At 65.2% G+C, this 16,895-nt stretch carries 14 protein-coding genes and 1 tRNA gene; 10 read left to right on the plus strand and 5 right to left on the minus strand.

From position 1 onward, the window contains the following. Positions 1-168: 168 nt before the first annotated feature. Entirely contained in the window at positions 169-1,272 is a 1,104-nt protein-coding gene (locus PSPA7_RS12490) for a polyamine ABC transporter substrate-binding protein (protein ID WP_012075468.1), read from the minus strand. Between the two features lie 153 nt (positions 1,273-1,425). Between PSPA7_RS12490 and PSPA7_RS12495 the strand changes: the two genes are divergently transcribed. Continuing rightward, the gene (locus tag PSPA7_RS12495; protein WP_012075469.1) at positions 1,426-2,235 is read left to right on the plus strand and encodes a helix-turn-helix transcriptional regulator; all 810 of its coding nucleotides are present in this window, start codon (positions 1,426-1,428) and stop codon (positions 2,233-2,235) included. A 30-nt stretch (positions 2,236-2,265) separates the two neighbouring features. On the opposite strand, the gene PSPA7_RS12500 is transcribed toward PSPA7_RS12495, so the two are convergent. Beyond that, positions 2,266-3,294: an AraC family transcriptional regulator gene (locus PSPA7_RS12500; protein ID WP_012075470.1), complete on the minus strand. Its 1,029-nt coding sequence runs from the start codon at positions 3,292-3,294 to the stop codon at positions 2,266-2,268. Positions 3,295-3,925: 631 nt separating this feature from the next. Between PSPA7_RS12500 and PSPA7_RS12505 the strand changes: the two genes are divergently transcribed. From PSPA7_RS12505 to PSPA7_RS12525, 5 genes are all read left to right on the plus strand, one after another. Next, on the plus strand, positions 3,926-5,074 hold the full coding sequence (locus PSPA7_RS12505; RefSeq protein ID WP_003153602.1) for an FAD-dependent monooxygenase: 1,149 nt from the start codon (positions 3,926-3,928) through the stop codon (positions 5,072-5,074). Positions 5,075-5,441: 367 nt separating this feature from the next. Further along, the gene (gacA, locus tag PSPA7_RS12510; RefSeq protein WP_003090351.1) at positions 5,442-6,086 is read left to right on the plus strand and encodes a response regulator transcription factor GacA; all 645 of its coding nucleotides are present in this window, start codon (positions 5,442-5,444) and stop codon (positions 6,084-6,086) included. Beyond that, positions 6,087-7,913 carry an excinuclease ABC subunit UvrC gene (uvrC, locus tag PSPA7_RS12515; RefSeq protein WP_012075473.1) on the plus strand — a complete coding sequence of 609 codons (1,827 nt, stop codon included), beginning with the start codon at positions 6,087-6,089 and terminating at the stop codon, positions 7,911-7,913. Between the two features lie 33 nt (positions 7,914-7,946). Next, complete coding sequence (pgsA, locus tag PSPA7_RS12520) at positions 7,947-8,507, plus strand: CDP-diacylglycerol--glycerol-3-phosphate 3-phosphatidyltransferase (RefSeq protein WP_003090349.1); 561 nt, start codon at positions 7,947-7,949, stop codon at positions 8,505-8,507. A gap of 68 nt (positions 8,508-8,575) precedes the next feature. After that, a tRNA-Gly gene (locus tag PSPA7_RS12525) sits at positions 8,576-8,651 on the plus strand. A 506-nt stretch (positions 8,652-9,157) separates the two neighbouring features. Here PSPA7_RS12525 and PSPA7_RS12530 read toward each other — a convergent pair. Further along, positions 9,158-10,558: an EAL domain-containing protein gene (locus tag PSPA7_RS12530; protein ID WP_161440571.1), complete on the minus strand. Its 1,401-nt coding sequence runs from the start codon at positions 10,556-10,558 to the stop codon at positions 9,158-9,160. A gap of 550 nt (positions 10,559-11,108) precedes the next feature. After that, positions 11,109-12,053, minus strand: a complete 945-nt coding sequence (locus PSPA7_RS12535; protein WP_012075475.1) for a LysR family transcriptional regulator — start codon at positions 12,051-12,053, stop codon at positions 11,109-11,111. A 105-nt stretch (positions 12,054-12,158) separates the two neighbouring features. Between PSPA7_RS12535 and PSPA7_RS12540 the strand changes: the two genes are divergently transcribed. The 3 genes from PSPA7_RS12540 to PSPA7_RS12550 all read left to right on the plus strand — a co-directional run bounded on the left by PSPA7_RS12540 (position 12,159) and on the right by PSPA7_RS12550 (position 14,051). Then, entirely contained in the window at positions 12,159-12,605 is a 447-nt protein-coding gene (locus tag PSPA7_RS12540) for a YybH family protein (protein ID WP_012075476.1), read from the plus strand. 56 nt (positions 12,606-12,661) lie between these two features. After that, positions 12,662-13,381, plus strand: coding sequence for a DsbA family protein (locus PSPA7_RS12545; protein WP_041025336.1), 720 nt, complete (start codon positions 12,662-12,664; stop codon positions 13,379-13,381). 127 nt (positions 13,382-13,508) lie between these two features. After that, positions 13,509-14,051: a ProQ/FINO family protein gene (locus tag PSPA7_RS12550; RefSeq protein ID WP_012075478.1), complete on the plus strand. Its 543-nt coding sequence runs from the start codon at positions 13,509-13,511 to the stop codon at positions 14,049-14,051. A gap of 101 nt (positions 14,052-14,152) precedes the next feature. On the opposite strand, the gene PSPA7_RS12555 is transcribed toward PSPA7_RS12550, so the two are convergent. After that, positions 14,153-15,574, minus strand: a complete 1,422-nt coding sequence (locus tag PSPA7_RS12555; protein ID WP_023442616.1) for an MFS transporter — start codon at positions 15,572-15,574, stop codon at positions 14,153-14,155. Between the two features lie 341 nt (positions 15,575-15,915). On the opposite strand from PSPA7_RS12555, the gene PSPA7_RS12560 reads away from it, so the two are divergent. Then, complete coding sequence (locus PSPA7_RS12560) at positions 15,916-16,869, plus strand: formylglycine-generating enzyme family protein (protein WP_012075480.1); 954 nt, start codon at positions 15,916-15,918, stop codon at positions 16,867-16,869. The last annotated feature ends 26 nt before the right edge of the window (positions 16,870-16,895 follow it).

Raw genomic sequence — 16,895 nt, forward strand, 5'->3', positions numbered from 1 at the left:
CCGAGGCTTCCGGGCCTCGGGAGAGAGGCCTGTCGATCGGTTGTGGGACCGCCGGCAAGCCCCGCTCCAGTGAGTGGCGAGACCCTCGCCGCTGCCGGCTGAGCTTGCTGGACGTTCTGCTGTCGAGGCTTCCCGCAACTCGCCCGGCGGGGCGTGGCGGGTCGGCCGTCAGCTGCCGCTCTTGACCCGGCTCCAGACCCGGGTGCGGATTCTTTCGAGCTTCAGTGGCAGGGTCTCGAGGGGGAACAGGGTGGCCATGGTTTCCTTGCTCAGGTAAACCGCCGGGTTTTCCCGCAGCTTCCGTTCCACCAGCGCCAGCGCTGCCTGGTTGCCATTCGGATAGCCCACGTAGTTGGAGGTCCTGGCGATGACCTCGGGGCGCAACAGGTAGTCGATCAGCGCATAACCCTGCTCGGGATGCGGCGCATCCTTGAGCAACACCAGGTTCTCCGCCCATACCAGCGAGCCCTCCCGCGGAATGCTGTAGGCGATCCTGCGGCCATTGCCGGCCTGTTCGTTGTTGACCTGGGCCATGTAGGCCGTGCCCTGCCAGCCGACCACCACGCAGACGTTGCCGTTGGACAGGTCGGAGTCGACCTTCGAAGAGTCGAAATAGCTGATGTAGGGACGGATCTTCAGCAGCAGCGCCTGGGCTTTCTGGTAGTCCTCGGGATTCCGGCTGTTGTGCGGCAGGCCGAGATAGTTGAGGGCGATGGAAACCAGCTCGGTGGGCGAGTCGAGCGTCGCGACGCCGCATTGGCTGAGGCGCGAGATGTTCTCCTCCTTGAAGATCAGGTCCCAGGAATCGACTGGTGCGTCCGGGCCGAGCAGCGTGCGCACCTTGTCGACATCGTAGGCGATGCCGGTGGTGCCCCAGAGGTAGGGTACGGCGTAGCGGTTGCCGGGGTCGTTGGCCTGCAGTTTCCCGAGGATCTGCGGGTCGAGGTTCGCCCAGTGCGGGAGCTTGTCGCGGTCGAGCTCCTGGAGAACGCCGGCCTTGATCAGTCCGGGCAGGATGTTGGAGGTGACCACCACCACATCGTAGCCCGAGCGGCCGACCATCAGCTTGCCCTGGGCGGTCTCGGCGCTGTCGAAGGTGTCGAGGATCACGCGGGTGCCGGTTTCCTTGCGGAAGTCCCCGGGCGTTTCCGGGGCGATGAAGTCATACCAGTTGTAGAGATGGACGCTGGTTTGTGCGGCCCATGCACTGTTCGCCGCTGTCGCACCGATCGTGGTCAGGATCGATAACGCCAGTGCACAAACTTTTTTCATTGGATTTCCTTTCCGAAACGAAACAAGTTGGTTTTTTGCACCTACCAGAACTGGTAGTTCTGACCTGTGGCTATCTCCGAATGCGTCGATATTATGCACATTCGAATTCTTCCTGACATAACGCCGAGTGACTAATCCCAGAGGAGTAGTTGTGTGGATATCGCACTGCGCGGCAGCACCTGGCACGGCTCACTGGGAGCGTTGATCGAACGGCTGGACAGGGCGGATTTCTGGCGCAGCCTGGCGGGGACGCTTGGCGAGTTCGCGCCGGTCGACAACTCGGCGGCGCTGATATTCAGCAATTCCACTCCGCTGATTCTTTCCTTCATGGAGGAGGAAAGAGAGGAAGTCGAACCCGATCCGCTGATCAGCAGATATATAACCGGGCTCTATCGTCAGGATCCTTTCTACCTGATATCCAGAACCTGCCGGCATGGTGGGCTGTACCATCTTCCGGATATCGTCTCGGAACAGTTTGAAGCGACTGAATATTACAATGCGTACTTTTCTCATTATGTCGTGACGGATGAAGTTCAATATAACGTCCCGCTCGACCACGAAAGGACCTTGTGCCTTTCGCTGGGCAGTGAGAGTCGCTTCGGCGCCGAGCAGATCGCCCTGTTCGAATTGCTTCGTCCCTGGGTGATCGCGCTGATGAAGAAGCGTGTCCATTTCGAGGGCGCTCTCCGGGAGGAGGTGGGCGTGGAGGCGAAGGTGGAGGACATGGACATGCAAGCCTGGAAAGGATTGATCTCACCGCTCACCGCGCGGGAGTCGGATGTCATCCGCCTGATGCTCGATGGTCATTCGAACAAGGAGATAGCGGATCGACTGGCTTTGTCTATCGCCACCATCAAGGTCCATCGCCGGCATATCTACGCAAAGTTGAATGTGAAGTCCCACTCCGAGGTCTTCGCCCTGTTGATCAACTCTCCGGCGCCACGGGCCGTGGCCGCGAGATAGGCCGGCTGGCATCGGCGGTTCCGGGCTGGGTCAGCGCTCGCCCTTGCGGCGCACTGCCCGGGGCTGGGTGTGATCCTGGCGATAATCGTTGGCACATTGTCCCGTCCAGCGACGGAAGGCATGGCGAAAGCTGGAGGTGTCCATGTAGCCGAGTCTCTCGGCGATATCCTCGATGCGCAGGCATTCGTTCCGGAGCAGTTGCCGGGCCCTGTCCCGGCGTACCAGGTCGAGCACCGCCCTGTAGGTCGTGCCCTCTTCGGCGAGCCGCCGGCGCAGCGTTCTTTCGGTGACCCTCAATTGTCGGGCGACCCAGGCAATGTTCGGATAGCGGTCCTGCAGCGACTCCAGCAGCGACACGATGCGCTGCCGGTAACCGCCCATTTCCCGGGCGACCCGGATGTTGAAGGTTTCGCTGCTGAGCGCCAGGGAGGCCTGGAAGACCGCGGCGTTGGCGGTGGCGATGCGGGTTTCGAGCAGATCCGCCGGAAGAGTGAAGGTGATGCCCGCGCCAGCGAAATACACCGGTACCCGAAAATATTCCTCGTATGGCGTTGCCTCGCCGGGTCGCTCCGGCAAGCGCAGACGGACCAGTTCCAGGTCGCCCAGCAGCAGGTCGCGGAACAGCGCGTAGGCCGCCGACGCCAGGACATTCGCATGATAGATGCGTGCCGGCGCCGGCCAGTCCGGTCTGGTCTGCAGATGGATGTCCACGTCGACGGTATCGCAACTGGAGCGTTTCACCTCGATGCCGCTGACGTCCCGGTTGAACAGCAGCATGTTGGTCCTGACCAGTTGCAGGGCTTCTGCCACGGTGCCGGCGCTTTGCAGGGCCAGGCCCGCGACGCCGTAGTCGGAAAGGCGGTAGTGCTCTCCCAGGCTGAGTCCTTCCAGGGGCGAACGGGCATTCAGGACTATCCATTCGTAGAGCGCCTCGCTGGGCAATCGGGGGACGGTTCCGAGGGGCTGGTGGAGGTCCGGCGGGACGATGCGTTGCACGGCGAGGTAGTTGCTGAGTGGTCGCCACTCGAAGTCGTACTGGATGTTCTCGGACTGGCTCATCGGTTACCTCTTGCTGCACGCGTTGCGAGAACGCCCCGATGACTGCGGGGCTTCTTTACTACGGATGTTTGTCTTGCGGACGATTTTCATACGCAGGGCGGCCGTTAATCACTACCTTGCGTAAGGGGTTGACAGGGTGGCCCTCTGCGTATAGCTGGTCTCCGCCAACGTCCGTCCCAGGCGTTCGCGGGCATTCCTCGCCGGGGACCGGCCAGCGGGCGAGACGGCCACCACGTCGGGACTCCAGAGCGAAGAGGGGCGGTACGAAACGGTTCGGCGCATGGCCGTACTTCCGAGCCGCAGGAGGCATCGTCTCCCCGTGGCGAGCCGGAGCTGCCTGGCTGAAGTCGATCCCGGGTACGCCGATGCCGGCGGTCGCCGGGGATTTCCGGCCAGGCATGGCGGGGTAGCGTGCGGCCGTGGGCCGGTACGGCAGCGTTTGTCGGCGTCTCGCAGGGGCCGGGATGTTGGCTTGGCGATGGAGGAGCGGCTCTGCGGGTTGGGGTCAACTCGAAATTCTGGCAGGGCCGGCGGAGCGTCCGGGGCGGCTAGGATGAGGATTTTTCCACTGTCCCGGGCAGGTGCGTCGTGATAGTGCAAGGTCCATGGGGCCACTAATAAGGAGTGTCGGATGACCGTTCTTATCCAGGGAGCCGGGATCGCCGGCCTGGCGCTGGCGCGCGAATTCACCAAGGCCGGCATCGACTGGCTGCTGGTCGAGCGGGCCAGCGAGATCCGGCCTGTGGGTACCGGCATCACCCTGGCGGGAAACGCCTTGGCCGCGTTGTCCAGCACCCTGGATATCGAGCGCCTGTTCCGCCGCGGGATGCCGCTGGCCGGCATTCACGTCTATGCCCACGACGGGGCGCGACTGATGTCCATGCCCTCGAGCCTGGGCGGCGAGGCGCGGGGCGGCCTGGCGTTGCAGCGCCACGAACTGCACGCGGCGCTGCTCGACGGTCTGGACGAGACGCGGATCCTCACCGGCGTTTCCGTCGTCGAGATCCTCGATGGCCCCGAACACGAGCGGGTGACCTTGAGCAACGGCACCCACCTCGAGTGCTCCCTGGTGGTCGGCGCGGACGGCATCCGTTCGAGCCTTCGCCGCTATGTCTGGCCGGGGGCGACACTGCGTCATTCCGGGGAAACCTGCTGGCGGCTGATGGTTCCCCATCGGCTGGAGGATGCCGGGCAGGCGGGGGAAGTCTGGGGCCACGGCAAGCGACTCGGCTTCATCCAGGTCAGTCCAGGCGAACTCTATGTCTATGCGACCCTGAAGGTGCGCCGGGAGGACCCGGAGGACGAGGAGGGCTTCGTCACGCCGCGCCGGCTCGCCCTCCATTACGAGGATTTCCGGGGCATCGGCGCGAACATCGCCGGGTTGATCCCGAGCGCCACCGCGATGGTCCACAACGATCTCGAGGAATTGCCGGGGGCGTCGTGGCATCGCGGGAGGGTGGTATTGATCGGCGACGCCGCCCACGCCATGACCCCGAACCTCGGGCAGGGCGCGGCGATGGCGGCGGAGGACGCGTTTCTCCTGGCGCGCCTGTGGCGCCTGGCGCCGCGTCCAGAGACGCTGATCCTGTTCCAGCAGCAGCGCGAGGCCCGCATCGAATTCATCCGCAAGCAGTCCTGGCTCGTCGGTCGCCTGGGCCAGTGGGAGTCACCCTGGAGCGTCTGGTTGCGCAACACCGCCGTTCGCCTGGTACCGGACGCCAGCCGCAGGCGTCTGCACCGGAGGCTGTTCAGCGGCGTCGGCGAGCTGGCCTTGTCGTAGCGGTGGATGCCAGGGCGCGGCCGCGCGAAGAGATGGAAGAGAGCTGCTTCCGCTTCCGATGGAAGTGGCCTTGGCTGGGTGGGTCTCTTTCGCTTTTTTCGAGCAGGCTCGGCCGACCTGTGCCAGTCGTGGAGGCGTTTGCGGCGGGGCCCGGCAACCGCTCGCGCTGCTCCGCCCTGCCGCTCGGCGCGGGGTGGCGGTATAATCGGCGACGCCCGTTCGATCTCGTCGAATGATGTTTCCCTGACGCTTGATTTATGACGCCTTTGCGCCAAGCTAGGTCATGGAATGGCTTTCTGTTAAGGTTGCCGAAATCTCCTGGGGGCCCCTGTGGGCAGTAGTCTGCTAATGCGCGACGAGGTGCAGCGTGATTAAGGTGCTGGTGGTCGACGACCACGATCTGGTACGCACCGGTATTACCCGCATGCTGGCCGACATCGAAGGCTTGCAAGTGGTCGGCCAGGCCGACTGCGGTGAGGACTGTCTGAAACTGGCGCGCGAGCTGAAGCCGGACGTGGTCCTGATGGACGTCAAGATGCCCGGCATCGGCGGTCTGGAAGCGACCCGCAAGCTGCTGCGCAGCCAGCCCGACATCAAGGTCGTGGTGGTCACCGTCTGCGAGGAGGATCCGTTCCCCACTCGCCTCATGCAGGCCGGCGCCGCCGGCTACATGACCAAGGGCGCGGGGCTGGAGGAGATGGTCCAGGCGATCCGCCAGGTGTTCGCCGGCCAGCGCTACATCAGCCCGCAGATCGCCCAGCAGCTGGCGCTGAAATCCTTCCAGCCGCAGCAGCACGATTCCCCCTTCGATTCGCTGTCCGAGCGCGAGATCCAGATCGCCCTGATGATCGCCAATTGCCACAAGGTGCAGAGCATCTCCGACAAGCTGTGCCTGTCGCCGAAGACGGTGAATACCTACCGCTACCGTATCTTCGAGAAGCTCTCGATCACCAGCGATGTGGAACTGGCGTTGCTCGCCGTCCGTCATGGCATGGTCGACGCCGCCAGCTAGATGACCGCCGTTTTCGACGCGAGCGCCTTCCTCGCCACCTGTAGCAACCGGCCAGGCGTGTACCGCATGTTCGATGCGGACGCCAAGCTGCTCTATGTCGGCAAGGCGAAGAGCCTGAAGAAGCGCCTGGCCAGCTATTTCCGCAAGTCCGGCCTGGCGCCGAAGACCGCCGCCCTGGTGGTGCGGATCGCCCAGGTGGAAACCACCATCACCGCCAACGAGACCGAGGCGCTGCTGCTGGAGCAGACGCTGATCAAGGAGTGGCGTCCGCCGTACAACATCCTGCTGCGGGACGACAAGTCGTATCCCTTCGTCTTTCTCTCCAGCGAGGACGAGTATCCGCGGCTGTCCCTGCATCGCGGCGCGAAGAAGCGCAAGGGACGCTACTTCGGCCCGTATCCCAGCGCCGGGGCGATTCGCGAGAGCCTCAACCTGCTACAGAAGGCCTTCCTCGTCCGCCAGTGCGAGGACAGTTATTTCCGCAACCGCACGCGGCCTTGCCTGCAGTACCAGATCAAGCGCTGCAAGGGACCCTGCGTGGGTCTGGTCGGCCCGGAGGAGTACGCCGAGGACGTGCGCCACTCGGTGATGTTCCTCGAAGGGCGGAGCAACGCCCTGGCCGATGAGCTGAACACCGGCATGGAGCAGGCGGCGATGCGCCTGGACTTCGAGAAGGCTGCCGAACTGCGCGACCAGGTGGCGATCCTGCGCAGGGTCCAGGACCAGCAGAGCATGGAGGGCGGCAACGGCGACGTCGATATCGTCGCGGCCATCGTCACCCCCGGCGGCGCCTGCGTCCACCTGATCAGCGTGCGCGGCGGACGGGTGCTGGGCAGCAAGAACTTCTTCCCGCAGGTGGCGATCGAGGAGGAGGTCGGCGAAGTGCTGCTGGCGTTCCTCGGCCAGTACTACCTCAGCCACCAGGAGCGCGACCTGCCGGCGGAACTGATCGTCAACGTGATGCACGAGGATTTCCCGGTGCTGGTCGCGGCGATCGCCGAGGCCCGCGGCCGCCAGCTGGAAATCAGCTACCGCGTGCGCGGCACCCGCGCCCGCTGGCAGCAACTGGCGGTGACCAACGCCGAGCAGGCGCTGGGCGCGCGCCTGGCCAATCGCCAGCACGTGGCCGCACGCTTCGAGGCGCTGGCCGAGGCGCTCGACCTGGCCGAGCCGCCGCAGCGCCTGGAGTGCTTCGACATCAGCCATTCCAGCGGCGAGGCCACCGTGGCTTCCTGCGTGGTGTTCGGCCCGGAGGGACCGCTGAAGTCGGACTATCGCCGCTACAACATCGAAGGCGTCACCGCCGGCGACGACTACGCGGCGATGCACCAGGCGCTGACCCGCCGTTTCAGCCGGCTGAAGGAGGGCGAGGGGAAGATGCCCGACATTCTCCTGGTGGATGGCGGCAAGGGGCAGCTGGCCATGGCCCAGGAAGTACTCCAGGAACTGGCGGTCGCCGGCCTGATCCTGCTCGGCGTGGCCAAGGGCGTGACGCGCAAGCCGGGGCTGGAAACCCTCTACCTGAACGACGCCGCCCACGAGTTCACTTTGCCGGCCGATTCGCCGGCGCTGCACCTAATCCAGCAGATCCGCGACGAAGCCCACCGTTTCGCCATTACCGGCCACCGCGCGCGGCGCGGCAAGGCGCGGCGGACCTCGACCCTGGAGGACGTGCCTGGCGTCGGTCCCAAACGTCGGCGCGACCTGCTCAAGCATTTCGGCGGGTTGCAGGAATTGTCACGGGCCAGTATCGATGAACTGGCCAAAGCACCCGGTATCAGTAAAAAGCTCGCCGAGCAGATTTATGCCGTCCTGCACAGCGAGTAGAATGCCGGCTCACCTCGCAGCCTAGATGGTCCGATGAATATCCCCAATCTGCTCACGTTACTGCGCGTCCTGCTCATCCCGATCTTCATTCTGCTGTTCTATCTGCCGACATCGTGGAGCTACCTGACCGCCAGTGCCGTGTTCGCCCTGGCCGCCGCCACCGACTGGCTGGACGGCTACCTCGCCCGTCGCCTCGGGCAGAGCACGCCGTTCGGCGCCTTCCTCGATCCGGTAGCGGACAAGCTGATGGTGGCGGTGGCGCTGGTCCTGCTGGTGGAGGAGCACGCCAACCTGTGGCTGACCCTGCCGGCGGTGATCATCATTGGCCGGGAGATCGTGGTCTCCGCGCTGCGCGAGTGGATGGCCGAGCTGGGGGCGAGGGCGCAGGTCGCCGTTTCCAACCTGGGCAAGTGGAAGACCGCCGCGCAGATGCTGGCGCTGGTCATCCTGCTGGCGAATCCGCCGCTGATGACGTTCTGGGTGATTCTCGGCTATGTCCTGCTGATCATCTCCGCGGCGTTGACTCTGTGGTCAATGGTGCACTACCTGCTGGCCGCCTGGCCGCACCTGTCGACCACCCCGAAAGAGAAATAAACTTTTTTGAATCAAGGAGTTGACACGGCGCCACGATCCTATACAATGGCGCCCGTCACCAAGACAAAGCGGGAATAGCTCAGTTGGTAGAGCACGACCTTGCCAAGGTCGGGGTCGCGAGTTCGAGTCTCGTTTCCCGCTCCAGATATCGACCTGCAGAACTCCACTGGATTCTGCAGGTCACGAAAAGGGCCGAAAGGCCCTTTTTTCGTTTCTCCGCATGCTTCGCCGGCCTGGTGCCGGAGCAGCATCCGCATCGCCCGGACTCCTTGCCGGTTCTCATCGACCCGCCTTCAGGAAGTCACCCCACTTGCGCACCAGATAGTTGTGTTCGTCGATCACTGAATTCCACGCACCGATGTGAACCACCTGCCTGGCGGGCCTGGCAACGCGCGCATGGCGGCGATCATCCGCCCGTCCCGGATTCCGATGAACGTCGGGCGCATCCTGCACGAGGCGCTCGGCACCGGCTGGTCTTCGGGTCGTTGCTCTACGGCACCGTCGAATCCGCCTCTTCGTGCCTGCGCGACCACCTGCTCCGTGCGCGCGACCGGAGCCTGCAGCGGCTCGAGGTGCTGTCGTCCTGCCCGAGCCGGAGTTGCCGCCCTATCTGGAGCGATTGGCGTAACGGCGCCGAGTCGACCGGCGGCTCACTCGCAGCGCCGTGTCCCCGGTTTCAGGCGTTCCTGCAGTTTATCGGGTGTTTCCGGATGGCCGAAATACCAGCCCTGGGCGAAGATCGTCTGTCCGACGCCCTCCAGCAGTTGCGCCTGCTCCCGCGTTTCCAGCCCTTCGAAGACCAGGCCGACCTCGAGCCGGCGGGCGATGGCGAGGATCTCCGGAATGAGCGAGGCGCGCTGCCGGGCCGAGCCGGGTAGCAGGGAGCGATCGACCTTGATGTAGTCCACCGGCAGGTGCTGCAGCTGCGCCAGGCTGGAGTAGCCGGTGCCGAAGTCGTCGATGTAGATGGGATGCCCCTGTCCGCGCAGGCGTTCGAGTTGCGGGAGGATGTCCTGCAGTTCCGCTGTGGAGCGTTCGGTCAGTTCGAAGCCGACATGGTGCCGGCCAAGGCCTTCCGGCCAGAGCCGCTGCAGGGTGGCCGCCAGACTGCCGTCCAGCAGTTCCGGGGTGCTGATGTTGATGGCCACGCGGAAGTCCGGCAGCTTCTCGAACAGGCCGCGCATGTCCTCCAGTACGGTGTCCAGGACGAATGCCGTGATGGCGCCGATCACGCCGCAGCGCTCGGCTTCGGCGATGAACACGTCCGGCGGGGCCGGGCCGTCGGGCCAGCGGATCAGCGCTTCGGCCGAGACGATCTCCGGCGGTTCGCCCAGGCGCATGATCGGTTGATAGCGCACGGTGAATCCGCCGTTCGCCAGCGCCCGCCGGATCTGGGCCGAGAGTGCGGTCCGGCGGCGGTGCAGGAGCAGGGCCAGGCCGCCCAGGGCGCTGCCCAGCAGTATGCCGGCACTGCCCAGCAGCCAGGCTGCCTGGCGGTTGGCGTGTTCTTCAGCGGGGCGAGCCTGGACCACGGTGGCGCACAGCGGGACGCGTGCGGAGCAGAACCTTTTTCCCTGTTCGAAACCCGCCACCCGCGCGGCCTCGATGTAGCCGGGCAGGCCGTGCCTGTCCAGGCCTATGACCAGCGGTGTCGGTTCGTCGCGGAGCGAGATGACATAGTTGAGGCCGGGCGAGGTTGGCACGCCGAAGGCATCGAGGTCGATCAGCAGGCTGGATCGCTTCGCCCGGACCACCACACCCAGGGTGCTGGGGTCCAGCAGCAGTCCCGCTTTCCAGAAGAGTTGCAGACCGCCATCGAAGGGTATGGATCGCTGCTTCGGGACGAAAGGTTCAGGCAGGACGCCCAGCATCGTCGTACAGGCGAGGTCGTTGCCTTCCAGGCGCCCCAGGTCCTTGGTGAACTTCGAGCGCATCAGTTCCGAACGCAGCAGCGACAGGTCCGCCGCGCTGCACGCGGCATGCCCGGAGCGGTCGATGGCGGTGAGCGTGCGTACCACCGAGGCCATGACCTGGTCGACCTGTGCGATCACCTCCGCGCCCTGGTTGCCGATCGAGCGGGTGAGAAGGCGTTCTGCAACAGGATTGCTTGCTTTCAGGGCAGATAATGTGGTTACGAGCAAAACGACGAGGAACACCAGATAGCCCGACCATCTGGAGGTCGCCCATCTCTGCGCTTTCATCATAGGAACGGCTCTTTGCGATAGAAGGGGCGTTCCCGATCGACGGGGCCCCGAATGATGTTTCCGACTATCCAGCGGCCGCTGAAACGACAGCCCGGTCATGCCTGGACCCGGCTGACGCGCCATATCCTAGATGATGGCCTGGCGGCCTCATAGTGCAAGGAAGATGAAATTTTCTGACGAGGCCGCTGATGCTTGCCAGTGGCTCGTGAGTTTTCTTACAGAATTTCGCCTGTAGTTCTGTGTTCGGTCCTGCTGTCCCGCTGGCCGGTGGGAGCAGCGGATGATCATCGGGTTCACTCCATACCCCTTCGCTACCTCGGAAGGACGGTGACGGCAGCCAGGCCTCCCGCAGCGCTTCTGCCTGACCTGGCGGCGTTCTGGGGTGGCCAGGCCGCGCTCATTCGCGTCCCGCCGTGTTTCCGGCCAATTCCTGCGGGCTCATGGACAGGCTCGGCGATTGGCGCATCAGCTCCAGGGCCCAGTCGACGAAGCAGCGTACCCGCGCGGAAAGGTGGCGGTCGCCAGGGTAGACGAGGTGGATGGGGCGTGGCGCGAAGCTCCATTGCGGCAGGACCGGCACCAGCGCGCCAGCGCGCACCCAGCTTTCCACCGCGAAGGGGGCCGCCGGACAGATGCCGCTGCCGGCGAGACAGGAGGCGATGGCGACGTCGGGATCGTCGAAGCGCAGGCCTTGGCTTGCGCCGAGATCGAAGGAGCCGTCGGTCGACTCCAGTTTCCAGGCGAAAGGGTTGCGCTGGCCGGTGAACCAGGAGAGCCGGCGATGTTCGCGCAACTCCCGGGGATGCCGTGCTCTGCCCGTGTCCTCGAGGTAGCCCGGCGCGGCATACAGGCCCAGCCGCACGTCGCAGGCGTGGCGTGCGACCAGGCTGGAGTCCGGCAGCGTACCGCCACGGATCGCGCAGTCGATACCCTCTTCGAGCAGGTGGCTGACGCGGTCGCTGGCGCACAGCGTGAGCGTCAGTTGCGGGTAGCGGTGCTGGAACTCGTGCAGACGGGGAGCGAGCACCCAGCGGGCGACCGAGGCCAGGGCCTCGATCCGCAGGCTGCCGCGGGGTTCGATCAGGCCACCCCTGAGGGTCGCTTCCAGCTCATCCACCTGCTGGAGGATGGAAGCGCACTTGCTGTAATAGGCGCGTCCGTCCTCGGTCAGGTTGAGGCTGCGTGTGGTCCGTTGCAGCAGTCGTGCGCCAAGGTGGCGTTCCAGGTCGGAAATGCGCTGCGAGACGCGCGCCTTGGGGATCGACAGTCGTTCGGCGGCGCGGGTGAAGCTGCCGGCCTCTACCACCGCGCCGAAGGTGGCCATCGCTGTGAGCTTGTCCATTGGGATTGTTAAATAAAAAAGAACGAAGAGTGATTTCCTAGCATATATATCGATAAGAATTTAACAAATAGTATTCGCCTCACCTTCACTTTCCGAGGCGACCCCATGTCCAAGGCCCTGCTCTGCGCATTGTTCCTGGTAGCTCCCATCTGCGCCTGGGCGCAGGATCCTCCGCGTTCTCCGGAAGAAGTGCCGCAAGTCCTGGAGCGCTACTTCAACGCCGGTGACCTCGATGGCCTGGCATCGCTGTACGGGGAGAACAGTGCGTTCGTGAGCGCCCCCGGTACCCGGGTCCTGGGTACCGCCCGGATCCGGAGCGCCTTGCAGCGGTTCATGGCGACGGGCGCACCGATTCGATTCAGCGTTCGCCAGGTCTACCGGGCCGGCGACATGGCGCTGATCCTGGGAGACTGGCGGATCGAGGGCGAAGGAAGGGATGGCAGTCCGGTGGACATGCGTGGCACCGCTACCGACGTGGTGATCCGGCGAGCCGACGGCAGTTGGATATACGCGATCGACAACCCGTTCGGCGTTGCCCCGGCGGCGCGGTGAGCCCCCTGATCGACGGGCGGCCGGGCCGTCCCTGCAACCTGAAGAGAGATGCGAACATGATGACCTGCGATCCCGTCACCGGCGCCTGCCTCCTGCCCGAGCCAGAGTCTGCGCAAAGCGTTGCGCAATCTGGGGTGCACGCCGCTCCAACCGTTCACTACATCGGTGATCCGATGTGCTCCTGGTGCTGGGGCATCGAGCCGGTGGTCGGCGAGCTGGCGGCTTTCTGCGCCGCCGAGGGCATCGGCTTCGCGCTCACGGTGGGTGGCCTGCGCGCCGGTGGCGGCGATCCCTGGAACGCGGATTTCATCGAGTTCCTGCGCGCCGAATGGCGACGTATCGGCGAAGTCACCGGCCAGCCGTTCGGCTTCACCCTGCTCGATGCGCCGTATTTCGACTATGACACCGAGCCCGCGTGCCGGGCGGTGGTCTGCGCACAGATACTCGGAGCGGACAGCGCGGACCCGAGTGCCCGGCGTTTCTTCTCCGCGGTACAGCGCAGGTTCTACGTCGAGGGCAGGGACCCCAAGGAAACCTCGTTCTATGCCGACCTTTGCGAGGAGGCAGGCCTGGACTTCGGGGCCTTCCGTTCGCTGTTCCTGTCCGCCGAGGCCCGGCAGGCGACGCAAGCCGCTTTCCTACGTTGCAGGCAGTGGGGCGTGCGTGCGTTCCCGACGCTCGCTGTCGAGCGCCGCGGGGAACTGCTGTTGCTCGCCGCCGGCTTCACCACCCGTGAGCAGGTGCTGTCGCGGCTGCGGCGGGGCCTGGCTGGCTGAGTCGTGTCCCGATGGATCGGTGGCGGATTCTGGGCCGAAAGAAGACAAGGCCTACCGTTTTGCGTGCCGCGCGCCGACGTATCGGGTAATCTCTCGGGCAAATGAACCAGCACTAGTGAAGCGAACGATGGGTTTTGAACAACTTGCCGAGCTGAGGGACCGTCTGCGGGCGCAGGCGGAACAGGCGAAACCGGCCAAATCGGCTCAATCCAAAGCCAAGGCTTCTCCAGGGCGTGCGGCGAAGAAGCGCGAACCCGTGGATCCCGAGGTCGAGGCCATCTGGCGGTTGCAACGGCATTTTCCGCTGGCGTTTCCGAAGAATCCTGCGCCAAAGGTGCCGCTCAAGCAGGGCATCCTCGAGGATGCTCAGCAGCATCTGGAGAGCCTCGGTATCACCGCCGAGCAACTCAAGCAGGCCATCGCCACCTGGTGCCAGGGCAACCGCTACTGGTCCTGCATGGTGGAAGATGCGCCGCGCCTGGACCTGCAGGGCCAGGTAGCGGGCAAGGTCACTGCCGAGCAGGCGGTCTACGCGAAGCGCCAGGCCTCGCGCCGCCAGCGTGACCAGATGCGCGAGAAGCGCGCCAAGCGGGCGCGTGCCGCTACCGAAAGCGCAGCGGACAAGCTCGAAAGCGATGCCGACGCGCAGCCCGACTCAAGCGCTTTCTGATGCCTCGGGCGGCCCCCGGTCTCTGGTGATCGCACGTCTGCCGGCGTTCCAGCTTCGTCAGCGGCCCTGGCTGGCTCAGGCACGCCAGGTTTCCCGATCGATCAGGAAGGTTCCACGCTCCCTTGCGCTGGACCAGGGGGCTGCTGGAAAGGAGGTTCCGGCGGCGGGTTGTTTCGCGGCGCCGACTGCCTGGCCAGGGCGTCGAGCAACTCGCGGTGCTGCTCCGGTCCGATGGGGTAGTACCAGGTGAGCAGGAACACGCCCGTGGTGCCCAGCAGCGGCACCAGCGACATCGTGGCCACGAGCAGTTGCAAGGTATCCGGCGACTGCACGCTGTTGGCCACGAAGCCGATTTCTCCCAGGACCATGCCCAGGGCGCCAGCGGCGAGGCCGAGCGCGGCTTTCTGGGCGAAGATCACCGTGCCGACGATCAGCGACTCGGTGCGGATGCCCGAGCGCCACTGACCATACTCCACGGTATCTGGGATCATCGCCCAGAAGCACACGGCGTTGGCGCTGACGCCGATGGCGATGAAAGTCAGCACGATCATGAGCCCGGCGTAGCCGGCAGCGCTGCACAGGAACCAGAGCGCGAAGCCCAGGCCATAGAACGCCGTACCGAGCAGCAAGGCGAAACGCTTGCTGCAGCGGCGCGCCAGCTGTGCCCAGAGCGGGGCGGCGAGCGCCGCGACGACAGCCATCAGGGCGAGCGCCGTGCCGCCGAAGTCGGCGTCGTTGCGCACGTACTTGAAGTAGTAGAGAAGGTTCTTCGAGAAGAAGGTGCCGGCGAACGAGTTCATCAGGGCGATGCCGAGCATTAGCAGAAGAGGCCGGTTGAGCAGCAGCGCGGCGAGTGCGTAGCGCATGCCGGGCCAGGTGTCCGCCGGGGTGTCTTCCTCGCAGGCATCGCCGGACCCTGCCGCCAGCGCGGCGATCCACAGCATGACGCAGGCGGCGCAGGCGAAGAGCGCGGTCACCAGGCCCCAGGAGTAGGCGCCGCCGCCGAAATAGCGGACGGCTGGCAGGGTCAGCGCCGACACCGCCATCGCGGCGAGAATGGCGAATACCATGCGGATGCCGGCCATGGTCGCACGTTCTTCGCTGCTGCGGGTCACCCGCGCGTAGAGCGACGCATAGGGGACCGAGACCAGGGCGAAGAGGGTCCGGAAGGCAAGGTGGGTCGCTGCCGTCAACACCAGCAATTGCGGGCCTTCTCCGCGGGGCAGCAGGAACATCAGGACGAACGCCACGGCCAGGGGCAGCGCTCCCAGCAGCAGGTAGGGGCGGAAGCGGCCCAGGCGGGTCCGCGTCCGGTCGGCCAGGGCGCCGATCAAGGGGTCGACGACGGCGTCCCAGATGAGCGCGCTCATGTAGATGAGGCCCGCCGCGTAGGCGGATAGGCCAAGGACGTCGGTATAGAAGAACAGCAGGAAGAGCGAAGCGATCTGCCAATAGATGTTCACCCCGAAGTCGCCTGCACCCAGAGCGATCTTGCGCATCATCGGAATGCGCTGCTGTGCCATCGAAGGCGCCCGGTCCATCATTTTCCAACCCTTTGTGATTGCCGTTTCTGGCTATTGTTTTTTCCGTGCCGCGAACCTGGCGTACGGGACTTCACCGGCGGGGGGACGCCATGATGATAAATTATCCATATGGATAATTACCTGTCGGCTCCTACCTTGTCAATTGCCCGGAGCGACAGGTTGGGCGACGGCGATCCAGTGCACGAGACGCGGATTGACAAGCTCTGATGGCTCGAATATCTATCCATCCGGATTTTTTCTGGGGCGGTGTCGGGCCGCCCACTGTCAGGAATCTCGAAACCCGGGCAGCGACCGAGGCTGCCGTGTCGAAGGAGCAGGAAATGTCAGGCGAGACCGTCCGGACCCCGGACATGCGGTATCTGCCGGGTGGGGTGTTCCGCATGGGCTCGGAACGCTTCTATCCCGAGGAACGCCCCGTACGCCAGGTCAGGGTCGACCCGTTCTGGATCGACGTTACGCCGGTCACCAATCGCCAGTTCGCCGCCTTCGTCGAAGCCACCGGCTACCGGACCTTCGCCGAGAAGGCTCCGGAGCCGGCGGACTATCCCGGCATGCCGGCGGAAATGGCCAGGGCGGGCTCGCTGGTCTTCACGCCGGTCAGCGCAGCGGTCGATCTCGCCGATCCCTCTCGCTGGTGGTCGTTCCGCTTCGGCGCCTGGTGGCGCGAGCCGCTGGGTCCCGGCAGTAGCATCGCCGGCCTCGAGGAGCACCCGGTGGTGCACGTCGCCTACGAGGACGCCGCCGCCTACGCCGCCTGGGTCGGCAAGGCGCTGCCGAGCGAGGCCGAGTGGGAATATGCGGCGCGGGGAGGGCGGGACGGCGAGGAGTTCGCCTGGGGCGATACGCTCGAACCGGGTGGCCAGATACTCGCCAACTACTGGCAGGGGCGCTTTCCGCTGGAAAACCTGCTGCTCGATGGCTGGGAGCGGACGTCTCCGGTGGGCGCGTTTCCCGCCAATGGCCATGGCTTGTTCGACATGATCGGCAATGTCTGGGAATGGACCGCCGACTGGTTCCGACAGCCGGCCGCAACCGATCGACAGGCTTCGAGCTGTTGCGCCAGCCGCAATCCACGCGGTGGCCGCGAAGAAGACAGCTACGACCCGGCGCTGCCGGCCCTGCGCATCGGCCGCAAGGTGCTGAAAGGGGGCTCGCACCTGTGTGCGGAGAACTATTGCCAGCGCTATCGACCGGCGGCGCGGATTCCCCAATCCATCGATACCACCACCGGCCATGTGGGATTCCGTTGCGTGCGACGGGAGCCGCCGGCATAGGGCGGCTCCCGCCACCGGCTCCGGTC

The organism is Pseudomonas paraeruginosa PA7, from assembly GCF_000017205.1.
GTDB classification, from domain to species: Bacteria; Pseudomonadota; Gammaproteobacteria; order Pseudomonadales; family Pseudomonadaceae; genus Pseudomonas; species Pseudomonas paraeruginosa.

Coding starts and splice junctions, on each gene's coding strand:
- PSPA7_RS12550 (WP_012075478.1), top strand. CDS start 13,509: ATGGGTTTTGAACAACTTGCCGAGCTGAGGGACCGTCTGCGGGCGCAG.
- pgsA (WP_003090349.1), top strand. CDS start 7,947: ATGAATATCCCCAATCTGCTCACGTTACTGCGCGTCCTGCTCATCCCG.
- PSPA7_RS12540 (WP_012075476.1), top strand. CDS start 12,159: ATGTCCAAGGCCCTGCTCTGCGCATTGTTCCTGGTAGCTCCCATCTGC.
- PSPA7_RS12560 (WP_012075480.1), top strand. CDS start 15,916: ATGTCAGGCGAGACCGTCCGGACCCCGGACATGCGGTATCTGCCGGGT.
- PSPA7_RS12500 (WP_012075470.1), bottom strand. CDS start 3,294: ATGAGCCAGTCCGAGAACATCCAGTACGACTTCGAGTGGCGACCACTC.
- uvrC (WP_012075473.1), top strand. CDS start 6,087: ATGACCGCCGTTTTCGACGCGAGCGCCTTCCTCGCCACCTGTAGCAAC.
- PSPA7_RS12535 (WP_012075475.1), bottom strand. CDS start 12,053: ATGGACAAGCTCACAGCGATGGCCACCTTCGGCGCGGTGGTAGAGGCC.
- PSPA7_RS12545 (WP_041025336.1), top strand. CDS start 12,662: ATGATGACCTGCGATCCCGTCACCGGCGCCTGCCTCCTGCCCGAGCCA.
- PSPA7_RS12505 (WP_003153602.1), top strand. CDS start 3,926: ATGACCGTTCTTATCCAGGGAGCCGGGATCGCCGGCCTGGCGCTGGCG.
- PSPA7_RS12555 (WP_023442616.1), bottom strand. CDS start 15,574: ATGGCACAGCAGCGCATTCCGATGATGCGCAAGATCGCTCTGGGTGCA.
- PSPA7_RS12490 (WP_012075468.1), bottom strand. CDS start 1,272: ATGAAAAAAGTTTGTGCACTGGCGTTATCGATCCTGACCACGATCGGT.